Raw genomic sequence first — 12,005 nt, 5'->3', positions numbered from 1 at the left:
CCGCCCCTAGAACACGCAGAATTTGCGCAACAGGAAATTGCCCACAAAGCCCAGCAATGTTGACCAGACCTTGCTCCAGTAGGGCGAAATGCCGCAGAAGATAAACCCGGATGTAATGGCGTAGTCCACGCAGCCCATAAGGAGCACACAGGCAATGTAGATGGCAACCTCGCGTGGGCCGGACCAGCGCGCCTTGTGGCGGAACAGCACCGTAATGCACAGCAGATAGTTGAGTCCGGCAGCCAGCAAAAAGGCAATCCAGATGGCAGCGGCAGCGCTGAATCCAACGCCGAGGAGTGTTGAAAAAATGCTGATATTGGTCAGCGCGCACACAAGCCCTATGCACAAATAGATGAGAACCTGCATAGGCAGGGGCGCGCAGTGCGCGCTGTAGTGCAGAATGCAGTACAACGCGTGTATGCCATCTCGCCAGCCGATTTTTTTGCCTTCCTCGTAGCCGCGCGGCTCGTAATGTATGGAGCATTCATATACGCGGAACCTTTTTTGGGCTATCAGCGCCGTCACCTCTGGCTCAAAACCAAAGCGCTCCTCCTTGAGCAGCGGAGCGATTTCGGCAATGGCGGTTCGGCTGAAAAGCTTGTAGCAGGTTTCCATATCGCTGATATCAAGGCCTGTGAACATATTGGAGATAAAGGTCAGCGTGCGGTTCATCCAGGTGTGCCAGAAAGAAAGCACCCGCCGTGTTTGCCTGCGCAGGTATCGCGAGCCGTACACCACATCGGCATCGCCCTCCACCAGCGGCACAAGCAGCTTGAGATAATCCAGAGGATTATATTCCTGATCCGCATCCTGAACGCCCACGTAGTCACCTGTTGCGTGCAGAAAACCCGTTCGGAGCGCCGCGCCTTTGCCCTTGTTGACTTCATGCCGCACTACCGTGATCCCCGGAATCTCTGATTCCAGCTCACGAGCAACGGCGAGGCTATTGTCTGTGGAGCAATCGTCTACAACGACAAGCTCCAGGTCAATATTCCGCTCACGCAGTGCAAGGCAACGACTTACACAATCACGAAGGGTACGTTCTTCATTATAACAGGGGATGACAAGCGAAAGGCGGATGGGTGCATTCATGTTTTGCTCACAATAGTGCAGAGGCAGCAAAAACCCCGTGCTAGCATAGTGAATAGTCAGTTGGCGCTGGACTATAATTTAAGCAATGTTTTTATTACATTGCCCTGAAAAGGAATCTACTGAGTGGAGCTAAGATTTACGCTGCGACTATTTAGCCGATATGCTTTTGATTCAGCAAGCACAAAATCGATGCCGCCCGCGTTGAAAAAGCAGCAACCGGCCACATGGCACATGAACGAAAACACCCTCCCCCGATTTTTCTTACAGATGGAGCAACGTATAAATGTCGATTTGTGGTTGGCTCGCTCACTCGTTAAAAACATACCATTTCAGATGCGAAAACGGCGAGTTGCCATCTAAAGCAACTCGCCGTTTTTATTACGCATTAATGGCGGAGAGGGTGGGATTCGAACCCACGTAGGAGCTACTAACCCCTAACTCGATTTCGAGTCGATTCAATTAGTTTTATGACAGATAATGATTTCAGCTAGTTGTAATCATTTCAGCACTATATTTTCATCCAGCGTCATGCAGATGCATACCCATAAATCGAAAAAGTATGCACAGCGGTATGCACGAGTTCACCACAGAGACCGGTGCAATTGTGGGTTCTGACCCAAATCTAAAAACAGAGATGACTAGCAACTTCTAGCAACTCCAGACCCATAAAATTTAGCGGCCATCTTCAATTAAAAAGCATACTAACCGCCTATCGGATAAGAATGCATTGTTGTGGCACGTAGAAAAATGCCCCGATTTAAATAAATCGGGGCATAATGGCTCAAGAACTCACGATGTGAACTATTTTCATTATTCTGGCAAAAGACTCTTTTCAAAAAGTGCTACTGACAACTGAGGCGCGGCTCCACCACAATCGTCCGCTGCGTGCAATTCGAGCTTACTTTTTGCTCGACTCGCGCCTAAATATATTTGTGACGCAAATTTTCTTGATAGTGAAGTTGTGCACGCTGAGCACGCCGTCTCATTTTGATTCACATCCACTACATACACATAATCAAATTGCATTCCAGCAACAAATTCAGGCATGCTGTAGACACATTTTTTCTTATCCACAGGTATCGATGTTGTCCCATCTCTAGAATTTAACACCAAAAATGATTTGTTATCTTTAATTTTTGATGCATTTTGAATAAACTTTTCCCGACTTACAGACAAAATAGCAATCGCAAGCTTTGTATTCTTCTTCTTTTCTTTGCTTGCCTTGTCGGTAACTGTTGCAAAAAGTAAGTTTGAATTTTTGTGTGTTTTTATAATAGGGGTTGGCCCGTCAACATTGTGGACTTTTCCAATTTCTGGCCCCCAGTCTGCGTACAAGTCAGCTCCCGGAAACTGCCTTTCAAGACTTTTCATAAACATGGCGATTTGTGGAGAATACCTAAAATTATCTGTAAACTCTATTTTTTTGATGTCACCTAACCCCGATATTTTCCAATACGAACTTTGATTCTTATCGCTTAACCCCAAGAAAGTGTCTCTAGGAGATTGACGGAGATCATAGGCCATAATTACAAGTGGCGTTTTGTCACAATATGGTTTTAGCAGACGGACAAAAGCCAGCCTTTCTTGCCGATTGAACAAATGCAGTTCGTCAACTACCACAAGGTCGAAACCCTCGTCGGGCCGTAATGCCTCCCACGTAAAGCTATCAAGGTATCGTAAAAAATCTGCAACAAGTTGATCACATCCAAGAACCGATTCATGACGCAACTTTTCGACATATTTTTGATATAGCCTGACAACAACAATTTTGTCAGACTCATTCTCCAACGGCATCATCCATTTATATCGGCGTTCCTTCAGATATCTCTGTTCAATATCCGATGTTTTGTGAACACCATAAGAGTCTATTACACATGAAAATTCATTCAAAAGCTCCCACACAAAACTTTTCCATTCAGTAGAACCAGCAGGAGAGCCAATTAATGTTCTAAAAGTTTCAGAACAACTTGCCCTGTAGGCATCCCAACTATTCGTAATGAAATCAGCAAGAACTTCTTCCAACAGTATGGACTGAAGCTGCATTCCATCATGCCCATCCAGTGACACTGGAATAATTTTTTCAAAATCGTAGTTTGAAGTACCTTGTGCATATGAATAAATCGTTTCAATTACAATATTCTCATTCTTTATATACTCTTGCATACCATCATCTAGAGACAAAAAAAGTGCTTCAACATCATTTTTTGTTCTAAGCGCGTGGGTAAGAAACAATATCCGAAAATTCTCACCATTTTTGGATTTTTCCTGAAGTGCTATGGCACATTTGAGAACAAGCGCAAGTGTTTTACCACTCCCCGCAGGCCCTTGAAGCCGCAAACTACTCTTAATATCTGCCAGTACAAACTGAAGCTGCTGTACCGTTAATTTTTTTTTCCATTCCTCGATACTACAGTCAGCAAATTCACAAGTAAAATTTTCATTAAGATTAAAATCTTCATTTTGAAGTCTTGAAGACTCAATCTCTGCATTTTTTTCTATAGCTTTTGGGAGATTTTGCAGTGCTTCTGAGAGCAAATTATGATTATTAGGATGGGGAAGATCAATGCTGCTTTCGGGAAGAAATGCATATGCAAACACTTGCGGATGTGGCTGACGTGATTGTTCAAGTACAATTCTGCCTGCATTAATTTTGCCCCCTTCAGTCTTCCTGATATATTTATCAGCCTGAAATGAAAGCAAATTATCACTTCTAAATGGTTGCCACGACGGGGGAATTTTGTTGCGTTTGTTCTCAAAAATCTTTTGGGACGCCTTTAAAATTCTACCGAAAGCCTCTTCTCGTGAGCCTTCCGCCACCCCTTCAAATGGGCCATTCTGTTCTAGCGATATAGTAAGTATGCCTTCTTGCGACTGCAAATTCCTGGACAGGATATAGCCATGATTATCCACCTCGCAACAGAAAAATCTTTCTGAAGAAGATGGAACCATTTTAGTTTTGAAAAAATGTGCAATGTCGATCTCGCCATTGCTAATAAACGGAATAGCTTTCGCGTCTAAAGAAAGTGTTAGCATTACTTTGTTTCCTTAGTTTGTTTCAAACCTTCAATAGCGTTATCCTGCATTTCTTCATACTCATTCGGGATTCCGATCCTAGAGTACAAATGTGCAAACATACTTGAAATTGCAAATTTTAAAGTAGGATGAAGCCTGCAAACTCGAACATATTTCCCACTCCTTATATCTGCAACCTTCGTTGAAGTATCGCTCTTTTTTAATGGTATAACGTTTCTCAAGATCACTACGCAATCAATTCCATTTAAAATTGCCACTTTAGGCAACAGGAAAACATCTTTTGGCAGCATATCCCTGTTGAATTTTGATTTTACATAGCTTTTGCTATCTTTAACAATCGCCTTATCATATAAAGCTAAAGATTCAACATATGATTGTAGCAGACATCTGTTATCATGGGATGAATTATAAAGTTTTTTAAGCAATGAATAATTATTTAGCGTAGCGATAAACTTTTTTTGCTCTTTTGCCTCTATGCTTAACTCGCTACAAATATCAGTTGCCGGGCAATGCTCAACCCAATTTAGACAATCAACATCTTCCATGCAGACACCTTCTCCACGATGTGCGGCATGAAATTTTTGTATTTTTTTTATGACATCCTTCTCTTTACTTTCAAATAGAGATTGAAAATGTGAACTCGGCCAAATGTTATATATATAATCTCTTAAATGAACAATTCTCAAAGCAGCAAAAGATTCACCACACTTACCTTTATCAATGTCACAATCAGCCGTTAAAATGTAGTAAAGCTCTAAATTCGAAGGAGGTGTTTTGGCGCATTCACAATTTGCAAAAATGTCCCCTTGCAGTATAAAATCTTCCGGGGCGACAGGAAGATAGGGCTGAAAACTTGTGCTTAGCATGTGTTTCCTAGTATTTTAGTGTACATAGTTGCGATTCTATTTTTTTATAAATTACAATCTTTACCCCAACTTGACAACTGCTAGCTCCATCAAAAAAATAAGAATTGTCGCACCTTATATTTTCTGCGTTTTTATCGAATTTTTCTGCAGTTCTATAATAATCCGCAAAACAAAATGATTCCAATAACAATATAAGTGATATAATAAGAGTTTTATTACGCGTAACTTGCGCGTATGCATCTACTTTTTGTTTTTTTCGCACTAATGACCATTATTGCACATCCCGTCATATTCTTATTACAAATTTCCATTTACATCTGAAGAAGTGCGACGCAACACATAAAACACACCGATATCCCGCTTTAGCAGGTTCTTGTTGAGCAAAGGCATTCCTGTTACCCCCTGAGATTCACATAGGACATTTTTCTATTAAATTTAATTAAAACATATGTTTATTTAAAATTATCTCTGTTTGACCGACTCCACTCAATGCCCTCGCCTGAATCAATCACAGCCAGCAGCTATAGACACTCCTAATTAGCGTTGAGCAAGGACGGAACGGCCTGTTCCGCTCATCTAGCAGATTGCCCCCCCCCTTACTCTAAGTAACGGGAGGCAATACCCGCATGAGTGGTGCCCCAACTATAGGCGGGTACTTCACTTTTTCACATGGGTGAACAAGTCGCACACCTCAACCCCTAACGCCCTTGCAAGCTTTTCAAGCGTAAGCAGCTTGCAAGTTGCAATTCTGGCATCTCTCGCTCTTGCGACAGTGTCAGGTGCGACTTTTGAGATGTGCTGAAGCTCTTCGTACGTCATATCTTTGCCCTTCATGATACTGCCAAGATTACTAGTAAAAGGCATACATCCTCCTTTTTCACTTGGATGTATCCTAGAATTTCTTGACAGCCACTTGGCTATAGCATAGTGAAACTCAAATGCCGCAAATCAAATAAGGGGAAGACTATGGCAAAAAAAAATAACGATCTTAATGAATTGATAGTGCTTGTGCTGCAAGTTGCTGGCGGAATTCTCTTTTCCGTTTTCCTTTTGAATAGTTACCTGACATTTAAAAGGTATTCGGAGCGCTACGCACTGAAAAGCGCAGACATGCGCGTTTGCGACTCTGGAAATCCCCTTCGGTTCATAACCGTCGCAATAGGTTGGAGCGTACTGCTAATACTTTCAGTCATTGCCTTTCTTGGCTCGGTAAAAGGAATCCACCTAAGTTTTCAGTATGCAGCAGTATTTATTTGCTCATGCGCAGGATTGATTGCATCACTGGCAGGCATGTTCGTTGTGTCAATGCGCATAGCAACAACGCAAATTGGCGTTCTTGTCTTTAAAACAAAGGGAACCGTAGTTATTCCCGCAGACCCGCATAACAATACCTTAGAAGACAACATCTTCAGGCTAAAAGCTCTGAAAGATTTGTGCTCAATGGAAGAGCTCCCTGTCAGTGAAATCAGCAAGGTAACACGCCAAGGGGGCACCAAAGTTTTTATTCATGGCTCGTTTGGTGCGCGTTGTGTTGCATGGCGTGACAAGCAAAAACGGGACGAATGCATTTCCGCGCTCGAAATGGCTTGTGGGAGGCGTTTGAGCAGCATGGATATGGGGCAGTAAGCTCCACATGATTGAGCTTAGCACGTTGAATATTTCTAATCGCAAAGGAGAATACAATGAAAATGTTGCATATTACATTATTAGCTGCCATTTGCTTATTGTTTTCAACTGCTGCAATTGCAGACAGCTTAAGTGATTGTCCGGTTAGCAAGATGCTTGTAAAGTGCCCAGAAATGACAGTGCCGGAAGATTCGCGAAGAATAACTGCGAATGCTTTTATCAACGGCATCTCAAAAGTCGCTGATAACTTGGGAGGCATTCTAAAGGCTACAAGCTGCCAAAAAACGAGTCAGAACCAGTACCGAATTGACATGGAAGGCTCAAACCCTTTGATAGCCACACCGATCAAAGAAATTTATGAATTTCAAGTAAAAAACAATTATGCTGTGCTTAGCTATGTCTATAGGACTAAAGAGCTTACGCCTTACGAGATCGAATTTTTTTGTCACCGCATTATTACTGCCATTTATTAACAACTTCCCGCCAGTGATGATAAACGCCTAGACAGCATTGAATAATGACCACGCTTTAACAAGCACTCGGAAAAGCTCACTAGGCTTGTCGTGATGGGGAGGGTTCCCCCCTCCCTCTCACACCATCAAGAGATCATCGTCCAACATATTCAGCAGAAAATCGTACAGCTCTAAAAACAACCCATCTTGCTCTAAATCCCCCCCTCGCCCCGGCTCTACCCCTTCGCATTCCGTCAGAGATACCGCAATGTCGGCATTACACAGGGCGGGCACGGCACTATCCCACCCATCATGCAGAGCAAAGAAACCCCGCACAAACTCGCATTTTAGGTATCGGACTGCGTTGCCCGCATCAAGGGCATCAAGAAGGCGGTTGCTGCTGTCGATCATGCCGACGATATAAACGGAAACCAGCGGTTCGCGCTCATAAAGACCTCGGCACTCAGTGACCCAACACGACAAGGCAGGAATGTATTCAGGGGTATCAGCCTGGCTGGCATGAATAACGTCCAAAAAACCTTGAACTTCAGGAAACTTGTCATGGACAGCATCTGCCGCCGCATTACCAATGTCCCCGATGCCAATGAATGCGATGCGCTTATGGCGTTGGAGTTGATTACCGCCCTGTGCTTTAGCCAAGTGGGTCAGTTTGGTGGTTATGGATACCTCAAAGTCTTTGATGCTCGACAGGATGGAATTTAACTGTAGTGATCCTTTCATGTTGATACTCTCCTTATTAATTGTGATAATAAACTGAACGATTAATTTTTTTGGCAGCAACTAGACTCATATTTTCATACATATTGACAATTTTATGATATTATGATATAATAACTTTGGCGCTAGCCACAATCTAAAGAAGCCATTTGAGCAATTCAAATGGCTTCTTTTTTATCAAATTTAAAAGATATGGAGTTCTAGATGAATTACACTAAGGAGATGTGCGTATTTTTGCTGTCAAACAAAGAACTGATCGAACAGGAAAGTTTGACAGAACACGTAGAGGCCACTGTCTTCAAAGCCATCAATAGGGCTATTTCCAATCGCTTGGGCGAGCGGTCGCCGTGGCGCACTCGATTCGGGCTGGTGGTGGAGGATGAAGACGGCAACGATGATACCGTGTTTGCGCCACTGGATTGGCCCACAAAACCTGGCCATGCCGACTTGGCTGTTTTCAGGCTGGCGGAGACTGACCCCAATGCCAACAGCTATTGGCTCGGCAGCGCACTTGGACTCAACAGCTGCACGTTATGCTTTGAATTTTGGATGGACGGCAGACCGGCAGGCCCATCCCGGTATAAAGTCAAACAGCACTTGGAGGCTTTTCAAAAGGAAAAGGAGGTCCTTCAAAAAGCTGGATTCCAGTTCACCAAGCGCGGCACCCTTATCCTACCCTTTTCCCTCGACCCAGTTGTGGTTGCCAAAGAATTCCCCGACCTCAAAAAATCACTGGAACCCATGACCGCAGCGTTAGAAAACGTGCTCAAGCTTATGCCGGAGTTCGATAAATTTGTTAAAAACACCCTACCCGCCTAACGGTAGCGACATGAAAAAGGCTCTCCATTTAATCATGGAGAGCCTTTTTATTCATATGAATTCGAATTTTTTGGCATAAAGCAATATAAGCCAGAGTGGCATGGCATCATCGTCTTTAAAGATACCTGTTTCTTGCGAGGCTTTCTTGCATCGCCCGCCGGGGGTACCTTTCTCGATAATCTCAGGGTTATTTTTAAGGAATTTTTTCATTCTGTTAAACTCAGATTGCTTATTTTTTTCTAAAAAATCCATGCCAATCACTGTAATAAGCCGCTCAAGTGCTAGTATTCTATTTCTTTCCGGAGTCCGCATAGGCTTTGAATTATGCGCAGCGACGACGCTGCCAAGAACTTCTTCTGAAAATCGTGAATTGCTATAGTAGATTATTGCTTCCGATACGAAACTATTCAGCGTTTCTCCTGTGTCCTTAAGCTCCATTTTTACAGCATCTAAAACCGAAAGTGCCCCAAGAGAATACGTATAACTCCTAGAATCCCCCTTCATTTTTAAATCGCTGACTTTAAGATCTTTGATATCCGGCACCACAACGGGGGCCTTTTTTCCAGATTTTGCCTTCCTCTGCGTGTCATTTAACACTGCGCTTTTCCTTGCCATTTTACCCTCCATTTCATGTTGTATGCCCATATTCAGCAACAAAGAAACCCTTGGTAAAAGTATTGTTAAAAACAATGCTGATAGCAATGGTCAAAGCAAAGTTTTCATCATTTAACCAAAACATATTGAGGTCGCGTAAAGAAGAAAGGCCTTATGGTTTTAGCCCAAGGTAATAGTGTCATGTAAAATAGAACAAATGAACAACTGATTTGAATTATACTAGTTAACGGTTAATATAATATTATTCATATAACTAGTTATCTCTGCATATAGTTACTGTACTAATAGCTACATTCAATCACTACTCAATACGTTCATTAGCACATAGCCATCAAATCATTGTCATGATAATTGTTAATAATTCATGATGCAATAAATCTTTAAGGCAAAGATTGCTTTTTGAATTCATTATTTTCATGATCATTTTTAAATATTCCTTCAAAAGCAATGTTTTTAGCCCTGAAATGAACAATGTTAAAAACATTGCCTTTACCATTGTTTTGATTCTTTCCGTGCCACATTTCAACTTGCCACGACTTGATGCCTACACAGCATAGTTTTTACCATTGCAAAAAACTATGTTCTAAAACTCTTGTTCAGCGTAAATTTTGCAAAAAATTAAAACAATCCACAAAACATTGCTGAGTGCATTGTTTTTATAATTGTTTAGTAAAATCAAAATTTCCGTGTCGAGTAATAATGTAATATTTTCAGCACTATTGACTTTTCTTAAATTTATGGTATACTGCATTCTGCTTTTTTTATTTTATGGAGGTACACATGACTTAAGACCCTTTCTTTTTCATATTTATATATAGATATGCTTAAGAACAGGAGCTCAACATGAGCGAAAAGAAAAAAATGAATCTGTCTGAAACCATCATCAGAACCCCCAATCCTCACGCAAAATACACTGCAAGGACTTGCGGGCGACTGACGATGATTTGGAGAAGTGATCCCCAATATCTCACGCACCACAACGAGCCATATCAGGGATCACTTTTTAACGGCGGGCAATACAGTCGTTTCGCAAAAAAATTTGCGACGATTGAGAATGAGCCGGACTGGTTCATTACGCTGAACTTCGACACTAACGTGTGGAAGAGAATTGACGAAAACACCTGCGAAAGAGCGTATGACGTCTTTCAGGCGTACACAAACCTAGTCATGACGAATTTCCCTGGTGCTTGGTTTGGGTGGGGCGCTGAACTTGCCTTCCGCAACACAGGTTTGCATTTCCACACTTTCGGCTCTTTCGGCCAAGAGCTAGAAAGAGAGCAAAGGGTCTTTCTGATGAGAACCTGGCTGGAGATGACGGGCAGCACAAATAAGAGCGCGTTTAAGCCAGTAAAGGCTGAAAGCTCGATTCGTGGCTACCTTTTTTCACCAAAGAAGAAAGCCCGAAAAGAGCAATTCAGGGATATGTTTCCCGGCCGGCACATGTTCGGCATAGTTGGCAAGAAAAACATCACCTTCGCCAAGGCCTCGAAGGCATACCCTATTAGCCACGAAAAGAAGCTGATGATTGAGCGGCTTGTTCTGGACAGGGTGTACTTACGCAACAACCTCGATCCAACGCGCTTTCTCCAGTACGTTAGGCGAGAATTTTACCACTTCTCATTTTACCCAAAGGAGGTTGTCGATGAGATAAGACAAATTATTAAAGACCGTAAATACTAAACAATTGTTGCCCCGGCTGAAGTACCAGCCGGGGCAACTTAATTTATATAAGGCTTGGTATTTGGAAGGAGAAGCAATGAAAACAGCATTTCTTGAGATGAACCATATAAACGCTAACAGATATAAAGAGATTAAAGATATTTTCATGCATCAATGAACCCGCAGTGCATGACATACTTAGAATTAGCAGATTTTTTAAAATTATCGCCCGGCACCGTCAGAAACAACTGGCGAAGCTACCCCCATTTTTTTGTCACTCCCACTTCCTTCAAAAGTGAAAATTTGCGGGGCGCGCGATTTAACCAAGATGACATTTTGCAATATTTTAAAATATTGACGGAGAACAGCGATGGCAATACGCGAAATCGTGAAAAAGAATGGAATCGTGTTCCAAGCATACTTCAAGTTTCAGGGGCACCAGTACTCAAAGATTTGCTACAGCCGAAGAGAGGCAAAGGAATGGGAGCAAGTCGCAAAAGTGGCCCTAAATCAGCAGCAAGCTACGCCACCGAGTTTGATGTTTTCCCATGCTAGTAGGGTATACTTGCAGGACTGCAAGGTGCGATTGACGCCCAACACGTTTCTTGAGCAAAAACGCCACCTCTGCGAATTTGCGGCTTTCCTTACAAAGGATGTCGCCATGACTGACATTACGAAGGCCATCGCTACCAGTTTCATACGCTCAACAGAAACTGCGCGTGGTGGCAAGGCTGCTGATCGCCGCATTCGCACTTTGAAAGCCCTCTGTGACCCTCCCCCCGAAAAGTATGCCATTGAAAAGTTAGTGTTCCTGACATAGGAGCACAAGAATGAAACGTAGCAGATTCACCGAAGAACAGATTATTGGAATTTTGCGGCAAGCCGAGGCTGGAGTTCGCGTTGTCGATCTATGCCGTCAGCATGGCATCTCGGATGCGACCTTTTACAAGTGGCGCAGCAAGTTCGGTGGAATGAACATCTCTGACGCAAAGCGATTACGCCAGTTAGAGGAAGAAAACGCACGGCTGAAAAGACTTGTAGGCGAGCAGGCACTTGATATTGTCGTCCTAAAGGACGTGATCTCAAAAAACTTTTGAAGCCCGCA

The 12,005-nt window shown here is 42.8% G+C and carries 11 protein-coding genes and 1 pseudogene; 6 read left to right on the top strand and 6 right to left on the bottom strand.

Going from position 1 to position 12,005, the window contains the following annotated elements; genetic code table 11:
* Window positions 1–6: 6 nt before the first annotated feature.
* From G449_RS15445 to G449_RS0101015, 4 genes are all read right to left on the bottom strand, one after another.
* Entirely contained in the window at window positions 7–1,092 is a 1,086-nt protein-coding gene (locus G449_RS15445; protein WP_034604750.1) for a bifunctional glycosyltransferase family 2/GtrA family protein, read from the bottom strand.
* Between the two features lie 810 nt (window positions 1,093–1,902).
* Window positions 1,903–4,125 carry a UvrD-helicase domain-containing protein gene (locus tag G449_RS0101025; protein ID WP_022657450.1) on the bottom strand — a complete coding sequence of 741 codons (2,223 nt, stop codon included), beginning with the start codon at window positions 4,123–4,125 and terminating at the stop codon, window positions 1,903–1,905.
* Window positions 4,125–4,991, bottom strand: a complete 867-nt coding sequence (locus tag G449_RS18335; RefSeq protein ID WP_027180587.1) for a hypothetical protein — start codon at window positions 4,989–4,991, stop codon at window positions 4,125–4,127. Before G449_RS18335 ends, G449_RS0101025 begins: the two co-directional genes overlap by 1 nt.
* A 657-nt stretch (window positions 4,992–5,648) precedes the next feature.
* Window positions 5,649–5,855, bottom strand: coding sequence for a helix-turn-helix domain-containing protein (locus tag G449_RS0101015; protein WP_022657448.1), 207 nt, complete (start codon window positions 5,853–5,855; stop codon window positions 5,649–5,651).
* A gap of 102 nt (window positions 5,856–5,957) precedes the next feature.
* Here G449_RS0101015 and G449_RS0101010 point away from each other — a divergent pair, with 102 nt between their 5' ends.
* Window positions 5,958–6,617: a hypothetical protein gene (locus tag G449_RS0101010; RefSeq protein WP_022657447.1), complete on the top strand. Its 660-nt coding sequence runs from the start codon at window positions 5,958–5,960 to the stop codon at window positions 6,615–6,617.
* Between the two features lie 56 nt (window positions 6,618–6,673).
* Window positions 6,674–7,090 (top strand): hypothetical protein, encoded by a 417-nt coding sequence (locus G449_RS0101005; protein ID WP_022657446.1) that lies wholly within the window; start codon window positions 6,674–6,676, stop codon window positions 7,088–7,090.
* A gap of 117 nt (window positions 7,091–7,207) precedes the next feature.
* On the opposite strand, the gene G449_RS0101000 is transcribed toward G449_RS0101005, so the two are convergent.
* A complete protein-coding gene (locus tag G449_RS0101000) occupies window positions 7,208–7,810 on the bottom strand; it encodes a hypothetical protein (protein ID WP_022657445.1) in 603 nt (200 codons plus the stop codon).
* A gap of 201 nt (window positions 7,811–8,011) precedes the next feature.
* Between G449_RS0101000 and G449_RS0100995 the strand changes: the two genes are divergently transcribed.
* The gene (locus tag G449_RS0100995; protein ID WP_022657444.1) at window positions 8,012–8,626 is read left to right on the top strand and encodes a hypothetical protein; all 615 of its coding nucleotides are present in this window, start codon (window positions 8,012–8,014) and stop codon (window positions 8,624–8,626) included.
* A 51-nt stretch (window positions 8,627–8,677) separates the two neighbouring features.
* Here the strand turns inward: G449_RS0100995 and G449_RS0100990 are convergent, their stop codons facing one another.
* Window positions 8,678–9,241: a hypothetical protein gene (locus G449_RS0100990; RefSeq protein ID WP_022657443.1), complete on the bottom strand. Its 564-nt coding sequence runs from the start codon at window positions 9,239–9,241 to the stop codon at window positions 8,678–8,680.
* Between the two features lie 843 nt (window positions 9,242–10,084).
* On the opposite strand from G449_RS0100990, the gene G449_RS0100975 reads away from it, so the two are divergent.
* The 3 genes and pseudogenes from G449_RS0100975 to G449_RS0100960 form a co-directional block, all read left to right on the top strand.
* Window positions 10,085–10,921, top strand: a complete 837-nt coding sequence (locus G449_RS0100975) for a hypothetical protein (protein ID WP_022657440.1) — start codon at window positions 10,085–10,087, stop codon at window positions 10,919–10,921.
* A gap of 349 nt (window positions 10,922–11,270) precedes the next feature.
* On the top strand, window positions 11,271–11,720 hold the full coding sequence (locus G449_RS0100965; RefSeq protein WP_022657439.1) for a hypothetical protein: 450 nt from the start codon (window positions 11,271–11,273) through the stop codon (window positions 11,718–11,720).
* A 10-nt stretch (window positions 11,721–11,730) separates the two neighbouring features.
* Window positions 11,731–11,988, top strand: a pseudogene (locus tag G449_RS0100960) (transposase); the annotation flags it as partial.
* Window positions 11,989–12,005 lie beyond the last annotated feature (17 nt).

The organism is Desulfovibrio desulfuricans DSM 642 (assembly GCF_000420465.1).
GTDB lineage: Bacteria > Desulfobacterota > Desulfovibrionia > Desulfovibrionales > Desulfovibrionaceae > Desulfovibrio > Desulfovibrio desulfuricans.
This window is presented reverse-complemented; position numbering and strand designations above follow the sequence as displayed.